Origin of the sequence: Acinetobacter sp. YH12052 (genome assembly GCF_013419835.1) — a bacterium.
Classification (GTDB): Bacteria; Pseudomonadota; Gammaproteobacteria; order Pseudomonadales; family Moraxellaceae; genus Acinetobacter; species Acinetobacter amyesii.
The window spans coordinates 138,394-154,101 of the sequence record NZ_VOZI01000005.1 but is presented as its reverse complement, the minus strand read 5'-3'; the positions used below and the strand labels follow the sequence as shown (position 1 = coordinate 154,101).

Annotated in this window: 15 protein-coding genes; 8 read left to right on the top strand and 7 right to left on the bottom strand. The window is 39.7% G+C overall.

The features are described 5' to 3' along the window. The first annotated feature begins 100 nt into the window (after positions 1 to 100). Complete coding sequence (locus FTU06_RS05310) at positions 101 to 1,576, top strand: OmpA family protein (RefSeq protein ID WP_180145383.1); 1,476 nt, start codon at positions 101 to 103, stop codon at positions 1,574 to 1,576. 121 nt (positions 1,577 to 1,697) lie between these two features. After that, entirely contained in the window at positions 1,698 to 2,726 is a 1,029-nt protein-coding gene (locus tag FTU06_RS05305; protein WP_168377766.1) for a DUF1311 domain-containing protein, read from the top strand. Positions 2,727 to 2,775: 49 nt separating this feature from the next. Here the strand turns inward: FTU06_RS05305 and FTU06_RS05300 are convergent, their stop codons facing one another. Next, positions 2,776 to 3,222 carry a universal stress protein gene (locus FTU06_RS05300; protein WP_078188616.1) on the bottom strand — a complete coding sequence of 149 codons (447 nt, stop codon included), beginning with the start codon at positions 3,220 to 3,222 and terminating at the stop codon, positions 2,776 to 2,778. A 141-nt stretch (positions 3,223 to 3,363) separates the two neighbouring features. Then, entirely contained in the window at positions 3,364 to 3,807 is a 444-nt protein-coding gene (locus FTU06_RS05295; protein WP_078191806.1) for a universal stress protein, read from the bottom strand. Between the two features lie 311 nt (positions 3,808 to 4,118). Between FTU06_RS05295 and FTU06_RS05290 the strand changes: the two genes are divergently transcribed. The 3 genes from FTU06_RS05290 to FTU06_RS05280 all read left to right on the top strand — a co-directional run bounded on the left by FTU06_RS05290 (position 4,119) and on the right by FTU06_RS05280 (position 6,114). Continuing rightward, positions 4,119 to 5,126 carry an alpha/beta hydrolase gene (locus FTU06_RS05290; RefSeq protein ID WP_180145380.1) on the top strand — a complete coding sequence of 336 codons (1,008 nt, stop codon included), beginning with the start codon at positions 4,119 to 4,121 and terminating at the stop codon, positions 5,124 to 5,126. Between the two features lie 81 nt (positions 5,127 to 5,207). After that, complete coding sequence (locus tag FTU06_RS05285; protein WP_180041147.1) at positions 5,208 to 5,552, top strand: SMR family transporter; 345 nt, start codon at positions 5,208 to 5,210, stop codon at positions 5,550 to 5,552. 1 nt (position 5,553) lies between these two features. Next, positions 5,554 to 6,114 carry a TetR/AcrR family transcriptional regulator gene (locus FTU06_RS05280; RefSeq protein WP_180060072.1) on the top strand — a complete coding sequence of 187 codons (561 nt, stop codon included), beginning with the start codon at positions 5,554 to 5,556 and terminating at the stop codon, positions 6,112 to 6,114. Between the two features lie 330 nt (positions 6,115 to 6,444). On the opposite strand, the gene FTU06_RS05275 is transcribed toward FTU06_RS05280, so the two are convergent. From FTU06_RS05275 to FTU06_RS05260, 4 genes are all read right to left on the bottom strand, one after another. Next, entirely contained in the window at positions 6,445 to 7,614 is a 1,170-nt protein-coding gene (locus tag FTU06_RS05275) for a benzoate/H(+) symporter BenE family transporter (protein ID WP_180145378.1), read from the bottom strand. A 254-nt stretch (positions 7,615 to 7,868) separates the two neighbouring features. Further along, positions 7,869 to 8,519 carry a leucine efflux protein LeuE gene (gene leuE / locus FTU06_RS05270; protein WP_180145376.1) on the bottom strand — a complete coding sequence of 217 codons (651 nt, stop codon included), beginning with the start codon at positions 8,517 to 8,519 and terminating at the stop codon, positions 7,869 to 7,871. Positions 8,520 to 8,592: 73 nt separating this feature from the next. Continuing rightward, positions 8,593 to 9,582 (bottom strand): transaldolase, encoded by a 990-nt coding sequence (gene tal / locus FTU06_RS05265; RefSeq protein WP_180145372.1) that lies wholly within the window; start codon positions 9,580 to 9,582, stop codon positions 8,593 to 8,595. A gap of 89 nt (positions 9,583 to 9,671) precedes the next feature. Beyond that, on the bottom strand, positions 9,672 to 10,562 hold the full coding sequence (locus FTU06_RS05260) for a LysR family transcriptional regulator (protein ID WP_180116750.1): 891 nt from the start codon (positions 10,560 to 10,562) through the stop codon (positions 9,672 to 9,674). Positions 10,563 to 10,680: 118 nt separating this feature from the next. Between FTU06_RS05260 and aceI the strand changes: the two genes are divergently transcribed. Then, entirely contained in the window at positions 10,681 to 11,106 is a 426-nt protein-coding gene (gene aceI / locus FTU06_RS05255) for a chlorhexidine efflux PACE transporter AceI (RefSeq protein ID WP_168377760.1), read from the top strand. Positions 11,107 to 11,310: 204 nt separating this feature from the next. Further along, positions 11,311 to 12,414: an OmpW family protein gene (locus FTU06_RS05250; protein ID WP_168377759.1), complete on the top strand. Its 1,104-nt coding sequence runs from the start codon at positions 11,311 to 11,313 to the stop codon at positions 12,412 to 12,414. Positions 12,415 to 12,481: 67 nt separating this feature from the next. Here the strand turns inward: FTU06_RS05250 and FTU06_RS05245 are convergent, their stop codons facing one another. Continuing rightward, positions 12,482 to 14,002 carry an acetyl-CoA C-acetyltransferase gene (locus tag FTU06_RS05245; RefSeq protein ID WP_180145369.1) on the bottom strand — a complete coding sequence of 507 codons (1,521 nt, stop codon included), beginning with the start codon at positions 14,000 to 14,002 and terminating at the stop codon, positions 12,482 to 12,484. 241 nt (positions 14,003 to 14,243) lie between these two features. Between FTU06_RS05245 and FTU06_RS05240 the strand changes: the two genes are divergently transcribed. Then, positions 14,244 to 15,635: a 3-oxoacyl-ACP reductase gene (locus tag FTU06_RS05240; protein WP_180133128.1), complete on the top strand. Its 1,392-nt coding sequence runs from the start codon at positions 14,244 to 14,246 to the stop codon at positions 15,633 to 15,635. The last annotated feature ends 73 nt before the right edge of the window (positions 15,636 to 15,708 follow it).

Sequence of the window (15,708 nt, the reverse complement as noted above, 5' to 3'; positions counted from 1 at the left end):
AAGCGTTGACAAGTCCGAACAAATTATTACATTTGATCAAAAAATAAGCATATAAACTGAAGTACACATGAAAATAATGACAACTGCATGGAGTACAAATATGAGTATAGATTTATTAGCGCTGATTAAGCAGCACGTCTCCTCGATTGTGCTGGACGGTGATACACAACACTTAACTGAAAAAAATTCAGCCATTAGCCAGTTTGTTCCAGTCCTGTTGAATATTTTTCGATCCAAACCTGAATTTATTGATGCGTTCCAAAAACAGTTAAATCCACGAATTAGTGATATTTTCTCGGCGAATCCCACATTAAAAGATCAATTTCTGCAACATCTTGGTGGCGGTGCTGCTCCAGCGTCAGAAATAGAGCAGACCTTGAATCATTCGATCGCCCCAACCATAGGGGCACTTGAAAATGAAGCGGGTTCATCTGATCCCGTCGCAATCACGCATTTACTTGATAATCATGCAGATAGCATTTTGGCGGCACTACCACAATGGGCAGTGCCTTTACTCGCAGGTTTAGGGGTAAACACTGCAGCTGGCCGTACATTACACCAAGCGCCTGTTGTTGAACCAACACCTGTTATCGTTGAAGAAAAACGCTCGAATTGGTTATTACCAATTATTGCGCTGCTTATATTATTGGGTCTGATCGCATTTTGGTTTAAGTCTTGTACTAATAAAGAAGAACCAACCACCTCTGCAACAACAGTTGCACAGCCTGCTGCATCTCAGCCAGCACATTTGCAATTTAGTACCGGTGCGGATGGGCAGTTAACCAACTGTCAAATTCAAACAGGTGATTCAAATTATCTTGAAATTTTGCAGCAACAAGTCAAACAGATCTTTAACTTTAATACGGGCTGTGGTGCTTCATCTGATGCCAGTTACCATACGCAATTTATTGATCAAGATACCATTCCAACGGTTCTGCAAAAACTTAAAGGTGTGCCAAATACCACTTTAACCTGGACAGAAAATCAGTTATCAATTTTGTCGCAAAATCCTGCTGATGCTCAAAACCTTGCCAATCAAATTAAGCCTTTAGCAAAAAATATGACGGTATTGGTTCAAGAAGGTGTGAGTGAACAAACTGCTGTAGATAACAGTATTACCGATGCACAAAAAGCACTAGCGAGCATTAACCCTGAACAAGTTCGTGCCCTAGATGTTGCGACTGCGCTGAATTTACAAATTATTAATTTTGCGACAGGTTCATCTGATATTCCTGATGTGAATAAATCGATTTTAGATCAGGCGGCAGCGTTAATGCAGCGTGCAACACAGGTACATCTGACTGTACAAGGTCATACCGATGCTGTGGGTAATGCAGAAGCGAATAAAACTTTATCGCAAGAGCGTGCGCAATCTGTGGTGGATTATTTGGTGTCGAAAGGCGTTGATCCTGCACAGCTTCAAGCGGTGGGCTATGGTCAAGAAAAACCCGTAGCGGATAACAGCACCAAAGAAGGTCAATTCAAAAACCGTCGTATTGAGTTTGAAGTTTTAAATACGGAGAATGGCAAAGTACGAGATGTCACCAGTGAAGGTGTGACTGAAAAGACCAATTAAAACCATACTAAATTAAATGAGATGTAAAAAATCCCTGCACATGCGGGGATTTTTCTCGTCAAAGCGCTGTAATTTTGAGTAAAATACGCGCGAAGAATAAAATCATAATGGTACTTATACAATGAAAAAAATAGTCATCACGAGCCTCATGTTGTCTGCGGCATTGATATCCGGCTGTGATAATTTTAAAAATAAAAAAGATGCTGAAGCCAAAACGGAAGCGCCTGCTTTGGAAGATTGGAGTTGTACTGCACAAGCCAATATCGACCAATTGCAAGATCACTTAAAAAACGAATATCTCAAAGAATTAAACAAAGAAATACGTCAGTCCGATTATGAAGCCGATCAGCAACTCATGGATCTGATTGTAAAAAATCTAAAATTTAAAATTCAAAATGTCACGACTTTAACTGAAGACCCGAATAAAGCCAAAACATTGGAATGTAGCAGTCAACTGTTGGTGGTTTTCCCGAAAGGATTACAAAAGCGTGCTGAAAACGCCTTTGCTGAACGACCATGTGACGAAGGCTGTGAAGAACGTGGTAATTATACTTTGAATGATTCACTCGAAGATGGTGAGTCAGGCTTAAGCATGGACAATGATCAGCTTAAAGGGAACTTTAGCTATAGCATCACTAAAACGGACAAAGATGGTTTGAGCCTAAGTGTACCGAGTCAAAATGACGTAATTGATAGCGTTGTCACAGTGACACGTCATGCGGTGCTATATGCGGCATATAGTGCTCAAAATAAGCGAGACGAAGAATCCTATCAGCAAGGGATGGAGAGTCAATCTCAACAAATGAGCCTTGCACAAAAGGCGATGGATATTCGTAAGAAAGAGCTAGATCAGGATAATGGCAAAGTGGTGGACCGTCTCAATCAGACTTGGGATCGTTTTAGTGATGAACAAAAGGCGCAGTTACAGCAAGATCAAGCAGACTGGTTTGAAAAGCGTGATATCGACTGTAAAGTGCTTGCACAAAAAAGTGTTTATTCATTAAATGAAAGTGAAAAAGAGACTTATCAAAAGCATTCGCAATACTGGGATGAGGCGATGAGTACGCAAAACCAAGAGTTGCAATATACCAAATGCTTTAATCAAAAAACTACAGAACGAATTGTGTATTTAAACAACGTTTTTAATTGATCTAAAAGAAGAAAAGCCCTCAATTGAGGGCTTTTCTTTGAATCTTAGTTTACTGCTTGATGATCAAAACAGGAATTGGGCACTGCGTTAAAATATTTTGTGCTACGCTGCCCAGCATGGCTTTTTTCAAACCTGTGCGTCCATGCGAACCCATGATGATTAAATCTGCAGAGATTTCATCAGCCACTTGTAAAATCCCTTCAGTTGGCGATACACCATGAATCAAACGAGTTTTAACTTCGATACCATCACGTACAAAGGTTTGTTTGATATCTTCTAAACGCAGCTGAGCACTTTTTTCAGCTTGCATAAAATATTCAGTGATTGCAGGTGCCACAGCATAGAAATCGACACCAACGAATGGATCAACAGCAACAACACTGACAATGGTCACTTGTGCATTTTGACTTTTAGCCAAGCTGAGGGCATGTTCAACAGCAGAATATGAAATTGGAGATTCATCCACAGGGACTAAAATTTGTTGATATTGACTCATATCTGCTTCCTTAATATTTTAAATGTTATCAATCTAATCTTGCTCTATTCACGATATTGTATGAATTAGACAAAAGGGTAAGCTTATTAGTGAAGGGTGTGCTGAATACAAAAAAGCCCACATCATGTGGGCTTAGTCATCTTAAGCTTTTACAACCAACACGGGTAATTCAGTATTGCTGAGTACATCTTGTGCGAAACTACCGAGTAGCATTTTCTTAAATCCTTTGCGACCATGTGAACCCATCACGATCAAATCGGCTTTCACTTCATTGGCTGCTTCTACTACACCTTCAGCAGAAACTTGGCCTTTAATAATCTTACTTTGTGCTTCTACACCCACTTCAGTTGTAATTTGCACAGCTTCTTTTAATGCAGATTCTGCATTTGCGTAAGCTTGTACGAAATATTCTTTCATGATTGATGAAGAATAATAGAAGTCTGCATCGGTAAATGGGTCTTCAGCAACAAGGCTGATTAAAGTGAGTTGGCTGTTAAACGCCTTGGCAATAATTGCAGCTTTTTTAACTGCAGAAAACGAGATTTCTGAACCATCGACAGGTACTAAAATGTTTTGATATGACATGGAACAATCTCCTGTAATTTTGCTTTTAAACCCTATAGATTATTGATAACACATTGTCGTGAATGGTTCAATTTATTAATCTAAAAAATATTGTAAATTCATAAAATTACATAAATTAATGTCGATAAGTCGTCAAATAAATCTGAGCGAAAAACTCGGACTTTGCTCAAAAAATATTAAAATAAAATCGACCAATTTTCTCGGATTTTGAGCTTAAAAGATCAATTTGAACTTTATGAAAATAAGCCTAAACTATATACAGTTTTAAATCTAAGATTTATAACAGAATTGATGTGATTGGATAGTTTGATATGTCATATAAAGCAGGGTTGGTTGTACTCAGCATGTGTTCAGTGTTGCATTTGTCTGGTTGTCAAAACACGCAAAGCAGTACCAAAGTGATTGCAGGCGCATTTAACTTATCGACACAAGTTCAAAAGACCTTCATCAACCTACATGCTCCTGACAATGTTATTGTGCAGTCAAATATTCAATATCTACAAAATCCAAATTTAAACTTGGATATCTATCAACCTGAAACAAGTATGGCGATTGCACCAAGAGCAACGATTGTTTGGATCCACGGTGGCGGTTGGGTCTCAGGTTCAAAAGAGCATGCAGGTGGATATTTTAAACGGCTCGCAGCCCAAGGTTATAATGTGGTTTCTGTTCAATATCAGTTTGCACCTGAAGCCATTTATCCCACACAGCTCAACCAAATAGATGCAGCACTGACGTTTTTGAATCTACATGCGGCACAATATGGCATTGATTCGCAAAATATGTATTTGGCAGGGGATTCTGCAGGTGCAAATATGGCTAGTCATTATGCAACTTTGGTTACAAATCCAGATTTTGCGCAAGCGTCAAAGATTCAACCTGTATTAAAGCCTTCACAGCTTAAAGGGCTGATTTTACATTGTGGTATTTATGATTTAAACAGCTTTGTAAATACTGCACCCGACGAGATTGGACTGATCGAGTGGGCCGTCTATAACTTGGTTCAGGCGTATACCGGAGACAAAAAAGATGATGCCGAGTTTTTAACGCGTATTTCAACGGCCTCAAATATTAATGCAAATTATCCGCCAGTATTTATCAGCGGTGGCAATAAAGATTTTTTAACCAAAACGCAATCTGAGCCTTTTGTAGAAAAATTGAAGGCAAATAATGTACCTGTGACGGCGGTATTTTATCCAGATTCGAAAGAATATTTGGTACATGAATATCAATTTATGATGAGTAAAAAGGCTAGCCAGCAGACCTTTGATCGCACTTTAGAATTTTTGCAACAACACGTACAGTCCGTTAAAAATTAAAAATAGGCTTAAAATGCTTGCAGAATAATCTCTAACTTAATAACATACCTACCAGTTGGTATGTTTATTTTGGAATGATTAATGAATTCGGTAACATTGGCCTATGGCTTACTGTCATTGGCGATTATCTCAGAAGTAATTGGTTCGATATTTTTGGTGAAGTCAGAAGGGTTTACCAAACTTGCGCCTTCATTGGCTGTCGCAGTTTTATTCTGTTTGGCATTTTATTTATTGTCTCAGGTGATTAAAGTCATACCACTTGGTATTGCTTATGCCATTTGGGCGGGTGTTGGTATTGTTTTAACTGCACTAATTGGCTACTTTATCTTTCGTCAAAGTTTAGACCTCCCAGCCATGTTAGGGATAGGCCTGATTGTTTCAGGTGTGGTCGTAATTAACCTGTTTTCAACTTCTGCTGGACACTAGTATGGATAATCCGCATCAGCGCAAGAAAGAACCTCAACTGATACGCCAAAGTATTTTGCAGCATGCAATCCGTCTTGCTGCAGATAAAGGTGTCAACGGGGTGTCGATTCAAGCCGTTGCGGATTTAGTTGGGGTCACAAAAGGTGGTGTATTTCATCATTTCTCAAATAAGCAAAAGCTCTTAGAGTCCATGATCGTCATGCTTTTAGCTCAATTAGACGAGGTTGTTGACCGATTGATTGACGAAGACCCTGAGCCATACGGTCGTTTTACCCGAGCCTATATTGAAATTACCTTAGAAAAACAAATCATGGGTTTGCAACAGTCATGGTCCGCGATTTCGATGACCATGCTGACCGATAAAACTTTTAATGAATATTGGATTGAATGGATGAACTCACGTTTAGAGCGACATCATCAGACCGATTCAGATATAGAACTCAAAATTGTTCGTTATGCAGCCGATGGTATTTGGCTCACCGCTTTTACAGAAGTGGAAGACGAAAGCGAAACCGAATTATTAAAACAAGAACTTATCGCCCGAACGTATCGAGCGAAATAGATTAAATAACTGATGTTACACACGTAAAAGTAATTACGCATTTTTAAAATGATTTTTAAGTCTATTCGACGGAGGCTTACATCTAGGGATTAAATAAAGGGATTAGCCTTCGGTTGGAGGTGCTTTTGTTTAGGTAAAATGAGAAGCGTGCTTCGTAAGGAAGCCATCTTGCGGAGCATTGCTCCTCACCGCAAAACTTGTTCACTAGTGTCTAATTATTCAAAGTATCGCAAAAACATTTTTGATTAGAAATAGTCCTATCTCAAACACTTGCGGATGACGTTACCGCGTATCATTCTTTTATTTGAAGCAAATTATTTAACCGAGGGCTTAATTTCTTTTATATTTGAAAATAGTATGTACGACTAAACCAAAGACCAACCCCCAAAACGCGGAACCAATACCAAAAAATTGTACGCCCGATGCACTAAATAAGAAGGTGAGTAGAGCAGCGTCACGTTCACTCGCTTCTTGGAAAGCAATGACGATGTTGTGTCCAATGGTGCCTAGTAGGGCAATTCCTGCTAAAGCGGTAATAAATACCAATGGAAAAGCAGTTAAGAAACTCACCAAAGTGGCTGCAAACAGGCCCATCAAAATATAAAAGAAGCCACAAGTCATACCTGCGATATAGCGCTTTTTCTCATCGGGGTGGGCTTGGTCATCTAGACTGATGGCCGCACTAATCGCAGCAATATTGACACTAAAACATCCAAATGGCGCGAGTAGCGTTTGGGCTGTACCAGTCCAACCAATCAGTTGATTGACGTGGGGTTGATAACCATAACTTTTAATCATGGCTAAACCCGGTAAATACTGAGAGGCCATATTGATTACAAAGAGTGGTAACGCCAAACCCAGTATTGCTGAGATCGAAAATTCAGGTGTGACCCAAACCGGCTGTGCGAGTTCTAAATTAAGCGCCGGTAATTGAAAGCCAAGTAATAATGGACAAAGCATGATGCCAATGATCACCGTAATGACAATGCTATAACGTGGTAACAGTCGTTTACTGAGGACGTAAGCCGCGAGTAAACCAAGAACGAATGCCCATTCATTTTGTAAACTGACAAATAGCTCAATACCAAATTTAAGGAGTACACCCGCCAACATTGCACTAGTTAGACATTGCGGGATATAGCGCAATATTTTTTCAAAAATGCCTAAAAATCCAAGTATTGCTGTCAATAAGCCACAGACCAAGAAAGCACCTAGGGCGGCATTCATGCTGTAACCATTTGCAGTCGCTAAAATCAGTGCCAGTCCTGCAGTGGACCATGAAGTCGCAACGGGATATTTAAATTTCCAAGACAGAATCAGCCCGCTTAAGCCGATACCCAAACCTAGAGCCCAAAACCAAGAGGTGATTTCTGCAGTGTTGGCACCGAGCAATTGTGCGGATTGGATCACCAAAACAGCCGAGACACTGATCCCGACTAAGAATGTAATAAAACCTGCAAAAGCGGCTGGAATGGAAAAGTCTTGGAGTAGTTTTTGCATAATGATCGAGCTATGAGTATTGTTGGCGCAGATTTAAGATGACATTTTTCAGGATGATACGCTCAAGTCCTGTACAGTAAAAGTGCTCATCGAGATATTATGGAAATACTTTATTTATTCACAAACGACACTTTAACAAAAGGCACTTTAATAGAACGAATCGACAACCCACATTGAGGATGTTTTATCCATTCAAAACTTTAAAGGGATATGGAATTTCCTAAGAAAAAACAGTACTACTTTGCCCATGTCAGTTACATGGTAGATGTCGCAAGCTTTAGACCGAATCCACAAAATAGAAGACCAACCGCTGTCACGCAGCATGCCGTAAATTTATAACGATGGCTAAAATAGGTAGCCAGTTTTGCACCCGAAAAGATCAAAATCGTTAAATAGCTCATACTGATAATTTGCAGCACGATCGCGAGTGCGGTAAATGTAATCGCAGGATATGGATATGCAGGATCGACGAATTGTACAAAGAACGATAAGTAAAAAAGAATGGCTTTAGGGTTTAAAATACTGATGGTTAATGCAGTCTTAAACGGTTTCAGTTCGCTCAAACTCAGTTGTTTGGTGTCGAGTTGTTCTGGCGTTTGAACGGCATTCCAAGTTTGGTAGGCAGCCTTGAAAAGTTTGATACCTAAATAACTTAAATACAGCGCACCCACAATTTTTAATAATAAGAATAACCAAGGGAAGGCATGAAGTAAGGATGCAGCGCCGAGAGCAGTGAGTAAGATTAAGATCAAATCGCCAGTATAAACGCCAAAAGCACCTAAATAGCCGACCTTAATGCCATAGCGAGAAGCAACAGACATGACATAAAGTGAATTTGGCCCGGGTAAAATCACAATTAATATCGTACCAATAATAAAGGTCGTTAAGTCTGTGATTCCAAACACTGAAGACACTCAAATAAAAAACCGAAGCTGTAGTATACAACTTCGGTTCTAGAGGAAACTGAAAATTTCTAATTTAAGCTTTTATTTCAGCATCTAAGCCAAAAGTTTGACGCAGTAAGCTACTTAATTGCTCACGAGCTTTAATAAAACCATCAATACCGCCTTGTAATAGTTGGAAAGACATTAAGTCTTTTTCAACTTCAGCTTTGAAAGTTTGCTTGTCGAGCACTTGTATGTCGTGTTGACAGTGTGCATGCGCATGATGATTAGACAATTGCACTTCAACGGTACGCTGATCTTTTTCCAATTCTGCCAATAAATTCGGTGAAACCGTCAATAAATCACAACCTGCTAAACCAAGCACTTGATCAATACTACGGAAGCTAGCACCCATAATTTCAGTTTTGATGTCATGTTGTTTGTAGTAGTGGTAAATCTGCTTCACTGATAACACGCCCGGATCTTTCTCAATCGGGTAGCTATCCACATTTTCAGCTTTTTTGTACCAATCTAAAATACGACCAACAAATGGCGAAATCAGCGTGACTTGAGCATCTGCACAGGCTTGAGCTTGATGTAAGCCAAACAATAGCGTCAGATTACAGTGAATGCCTTCGGCTTCAAGGGCTTTAGCGGCTTGAATGCCTTCCCATGTTGAGGCAATTTTAATTAAGATACGGTTTTGATCGATACCATACTGTGCATATAAAGCCAGTAACTCTTTGGCTTTTGCAATGGTGGCATCGGTATCATAAGACAAGGCTGCATCGACTTCTGTAGATACACGTCCTTCGATCAATTTTAAAATTTCTACACCAAATTTGACCGTAAGAATATCGATGGTGCGCTCAACCAGCTCATCGTTTTGATAACCTTCTTTACGCGCTTGTTCAAAAGCACTTTCAATCAGTTCTTTATTTTCAGGTTGATTTGCCGCTGCTGTAATTAAAGATGGATTTGTGGTCGCATCCAATGGACGGAATGTATTAATCGCAGCTAAATCACTGCTGTCAGCAACAATCGTTGTTAGGCTTTTTAATTGGTTTAACGCATTTTGAGTCATTTGAAATCTAGTTCTTAATGTTCTTGGTGTACATACTTTTATAACACAATCTGTTTAGAACCCAACCAAAAACCGCCCAATTAGGCGGTCTAAATCGTAGTTTTTCGTGAATTTCGGATGTGATTAATCAAAAAATGAGCAGCCGAGCCGAGAGGTTTTTCACGGTTCCAGACCAAGTCGACGAAATATTCAAATTTGGGTGTGAAATCTTGAAAGCTTAAGATTTTGAGTTGATCTTTGAGTGTCGGATTTTCATTAAACATCTCTAATGGAAGCACACCCCAACCCAGACCTTGAATAATCATCGAACAGGCAGAGTGGTGGTTATCTGTACGCCAACTGTGTTTGGAAAATAACAACTCTGGTTTGATACTTTTATCACGACTTGCAACCACGATTTGCCGACTTTGCAAAATTTGCTCAAAACTGACTTGCTTAAATTTCGACAGGCCATGTTTTGTCGCAGCAACAGGAACCAATGCTTCACGTTTCAATTCGACAAATTGTTCATAACTCTCAAGCTGTTCACGTTCAAACATTAGAGCAAGCTGTGCTTGACCTAGTAATAACATCTTTTGGGCATCTTCTTGAGGCGCAGAAAAAATATTGATTTGCAAAGATGGAAAATGAGTTTCTAGCAAAGAGATATAGTCGGTCCACTGCGTATGAAGCAGTTCTGATACCACCACGATATTCAGTGAAGACTCTAAACCATGACTCAGCGCAATCGCATGCTGTTTCCACTGATTGATTTCTATCAATAATTGTTCAGTTTTTTCATACAGGTTAAGCGCTTGAGCGGTGGGCACAGGCTCACGACCAACGCGCTCAAACAGTTTAAGGTTGAGATCAATTTCGAAATTTGCAATGGACATGCTGACCGCCGAAGGCACTTTGCCGAGTTGCCTGGCAGCTGCGGAAAATGATCCTGTTTCCATGACTGTTTTAAAAATCATCAGTTGTTCTTGATTAATATTCATGTGCATACATAAAAAAATAAAGGAATACAACCTTTCAATAATATTGAAAGAACCTAACTCGATTAATCAATAATATAAAAATAAAATAAGTTTTTTACAAATGATAGAGTGTTTCAAAATGACGATTTCCAAGAGAAGGATTATTCATGCGCTAAGCTATGAGATCATCCTATTGGTGATCATTGCTATTGCGTTAAGTTTTATTTTTAAAGTTCCGATGGAGGTGACAGGTACGCTCGGTATTGCAATGGCGGTCACTTCTGTGATTTGGAACATGATTTTTAATCATTATTTTGAAAAATTTGAAGCAAAAAGAAAGTTAAAAAGAACCTTTGGTGTACGTGTTTTACATGCGATTGGATTTGAGGGCGGCTTAATGCTTGCAACCATCCCAATGGTGGCTTATGCCATGCATATGACCTTATGGCAGGCGATTTTGCTCGATTTTAGTATGACCATGTGCATTTTAGTCTACACATTTATTTTCCAATGGTGCTATGACCAGATCGAGGCGCACTTGGGCTACCAACCACAATATCGTTAAATTTCAATAAGAAAATCACATTGGCCTGTACTGATAAATACAGGCCTTTTTTGCATCAAAATAGTGCAATATTTAACAAATAATAATATATAAAAACATAAACTAACTATAAAAAGTTAGAATAATTACATAACTTTTAAATATAAGAACAAAGAATGTTTTTATATATTAATTAAAAAAATATGAAAAACAAGGAGTTAGCATATGAAATTGATAAAAATTGTCACACCTGTTGTTTTACTTGGGCTTACACAATTTACATTTGCAGATGGTAACTTTAAGCGCTTTTCTGTATCTGCAGGTTGGTTACACGTGATGCCGCAAGGAAAGGCGAATCCTTTTAACATTAATACTTCTGTGGCAAATGGGACACAGGCCAAAGTTGGAAGCATTAGTGAAGAGGGTTTTTTACAAGCAATTGACCCAAATGCAACGATTCAAGACGGTGATAACACAGTAAATTTAAAGGAGACTTTAGGAACATTATTAGAAGATAGTTTTATTAATGGACTCATGACAGATGGCAAAGGCAATATCAAACCAGATATTGCAGGGACATCGACATTATATGGATTGGAAAATTGGTCAGCAGGAGGCACTGGTCTAGAAGCAGAGGATGTTGATACTTTAGGTTTGATGGTCAATTATTATATCAATGACAACGTATCCTTACAGATGATTGGCGGTATTCCTCCCAAAGTGGATATTCAAGGGAAAGGGATGATTACGGCACCTTTATCTGGCAATGCAATGCCGGGAGGTCTTGCTGGTTTGCTGTTTCCGGACGGTTTACCTTTGGATTATGATGTACCAATTACCAATCTGGATGCTTATAGTAAAGCAGCAACAGCGCGTGCTTGGACGCCAGCATTTCAAGCTCAGTATCAATTTGGAAAATCGGGCGTGAATAAATTCAGACCTTATGTAGGTGCAGGGATTATGTATGCGTATTTTAATGATATTGAACTCAATAAAGGTATTGAATCTGACTTAATTGCTGCAGGGCATATGATTCAAAATATTAAGGATAATCTTGCAGGTGCTGCATTAGACGGTAAAGAATCATCAGGTAAAATGGTGGTCGATGTCGATGCGGATGATGCGATTGCTCCAATTGTCACACTCGGTTTTACCTATGACTTCACCCCAAATTGGTTTACAGCAGCTTCAGTGTCTTATGCAAAGTTAAATAATAAGACCAAGATCGATGTGATTAACCAAACGACCGGTGAACAGTTAATTCATGCAACGACAAAGATCGATATTGATCCCATCATTACTTATTTAGGTGTCGGTTATCGTTTCTAAAAATTATGAAATCTCTGAAATAAAAAACCGCTCATAAGAGCGGTTTTTTGCTTTAAAGCATAAAGGATTATTTTTCAATAATCGCTGTTACGCCTTGACCACCCGCAGCACAGATCGATACAAGTACACGGCCTGAACCTTTTTGGTTCAATAGTTTTGCAGCAGTTGCGATAATACGACCGCCAGTTGCAGCAAATGGGTGACCTGCAGCAAGAGATGAACCTTTCACGTTCAATTTAGAACGATCAATTGAACCCAATGGTGCATCTAAGCCTAAACGTTCTTTACAGAATTTAGGATCTTCCCATGCTTTCAGTGTAGACAATACTTGAGATGCAAATGCTTCATGAATTTCATAGTAATCGAAATCTTGTAGCGTAATACCTGCACGTTCAAGCATACGAGGCACTGCATAAGCAGGCGCCATCAATAAGCCTTCTTTTTTCTCGACAAAGTCAACCGCCGCTGTTTCTTGGAAAGTTAAATAAGCAAGAACTTCGTGACCGTTTGCTTTTGCCCATTCTTCAGAGGCAAGAAGGACACATGACGCACCATCAGTTAGTGGAGTCGAGTTACCCGCAGTCATCGTACGTGCATCGCCTTTACCAAACGCTGGTTTTAACTTCGCAAGTTTTTCTACAGAAGAGTCTGCACGTAAGTTGTTGTCACGTTCTAAACCTAGGAATGGCGTAATAAGGTCATCGAAGAAACCTTCTTCATATGCAGCTGCCATTTTTTGATGTGAAGATGCAGCAAGTTCATCTTGCGCTTCACGAGAGATACCCCATTCAAGTGTCGTAATTGCTTGATGGTCACCCATAGAAAGACCTGTACGTGGTTCACCGTTCTTCGGTGCATCCATCAAATCTTTAACATTAATTTTAGTTAATGCTTTCAGGCGGTCTTTACCCGTTTTAGCAATGTTCAACTCAAGTAAAGCTTTACGTAGGCCATCACCAAAAGCGATCGGTGCATCAGAGGTTGTATCTACACCGCCAGCAACACCCACTTCGATTTGACCCAAAGCAATTTTATTAGCAACTAAGAAAGCAGCTTGTAAACCCGTACCACATGCTTGTTGAATATCGTAAGCAGGTGTTTCAGGAGCAAGTTCGGTATTGAGTACACACTCACGGGTCATGTTAAAGTCACGACTATGTTTTAACACGGCACCAGCAACAACTTCACCAAGGCGTTGACCTTGAAGATTGAAACGTTCAACAAGACCATTTAATGCAGCGGTGAACATATCGCTGTTTGATGCAGTGAAGTAAGCGCCGTTAGAACGAGCGAAAGGAATACGATTACCACCGATAATAGCAACGCGGCGAACTGTGTTTTGACTCATGGTATTATCCTGTTGAACAGACGTTTGAGTTGTTGATTTTGAAGCTGTTTTAGGGTTTGAAGCGGGTGTCTTAGTACGTGTAGATGCACGACGAGGACGGCTTATTTTAGCGGCATCACTTGTAGACTTGGTTGCTGTGCCCGTACTTTTAGCGGTACGTGGCGTACTCTTTGATGTATTTGACACAGTTTCCGTAGTCGGACTTTCGACTGCTGGATTTTCTTGAGTTGTTTTGCTCATAAGGCTTTTCCAAGCATGTTGATGATCTTCTTGACGGCTACATTAGCATATTCAACAAAGGGGTAAATTGACTAAAATGACATTCGCTAAAGCATTCAGGTCAAGCCATCTGCGGTTTAACTCAAGTATGATTCCATGGAAACTGATGGAACTATTGAAATATAAGTATCTGACATCATCTTGAAGTTAAAGGGATATCTTCAGATCCATCAAAAATTAATCTGTATGAGAGATAATAAACATGACTGATCAATACCAAACATTTGCAAAATCTCCTATTGGTAAATTTGTCATCAAAAATTTAGGTTTACCATCACCGACTTTTTTAGAGCGTTTTGAGTCTGCAACACCTGTAGTTAAAGGTGCGGTTTTATTCGGTGCAGCGCCTGCTTCAACATTATCTGGTGCTATTGCACAAGTCTTGGCAAATATTCATGCCAATAGCTATGCAGGCAATAATGCTGAATTACAACAAGCTGCGGCAAAATCAGGTCTAAACTTAAGCGCATTCAACGAAGGCGATAAAGAGTCTAAGTTTAAAGTTGTGGTGTTTGATGCTTCAGGTATTCAAAACTCAGAACAATTGCATGCCTTATATGCCTTTTTTAACCCAATCGCACGTCAAATTCAGGCGTCTGGTCGCGTTGTCGTTGTTGGTACAACACCAGAGACTGCGAAAACTGTGAAACAAGCCATTGCACAACGTGCATTAGAAGGTTTTGTAAAATCAGTGGGTAAAGAGTTTAAGAAAGGGATTGCAGCACAATTAGTTTATGTGGACGAAGGTGCTGAAGCAAACTTAGAATCTGCATTACGTTTTGTGATTTCACCACGTTCAGCTTATGTATCGGGTCAGGTGATTCGTGTTTCGAAAGCAGATGTTGTGGATGTTGACTGGAATAAACCGCTTGCAGGCAAAACAGCTGTAGTAACAGGTGCAAGCCGTGGTATTGGTGAAGCAATTGCACATGTATTGTCACGTGATGGCGCGCATGTCATTTGTTTAGACGTTCCACAGCAGCAAGCAGACCTTGACCGTGTTGCAGGTGAAATTGGCGGTTCTACGCTAGCGATTGATATTACTGCAAGCGATGCCGGTGAAAAAATTAAAGCGGCTGCAGCTGCTCAAGGTGGTTTGGATATCATCGTGCACAACGCAGGGATTACCCGTGACAAAACTTTGGCCAATATGAAGCCTGAGCTTTGGGATTTGGTGATTAACATTAACTTGTCTGCGATTGAGCGTGTAAATGATTACCTTCTTGAAAATGATGGCTTCAATACAAATGGTCGTATTGTTTGCGTATCTTCTATTTCAGGTATTGCAGGTAACTTAGGTCAAACCAACTATGCTGCTTCTAAAGCAGGTGTAATTGGTGTGGTTAAATTTACTGCTCCATTATTGAAAAATGGTGTAACCATTAATGCGGTTGCTCCAGGCTTTATTGAAACGCAAATGACTGCTGCGATTCCATTTGCAATCCGTGAAGCAGGTCGTCGCATGAACTCGATGAGTCAAGGCGGTTTACCTGTAGATGTTGCAGAAACGATTGCGATGTTTGCTTCAACTGCGTCGACTGGCTTGAACGGTAACGTGGTACGTGTGTGTGGTCAAAGCTTGTTAGGGGCTTAATAATTTCCTCTTAAAATTCCCTCTCCTTTAAGGATATGGTTAGGGAGAGGTAAATAATTGCTATAAATGGAAT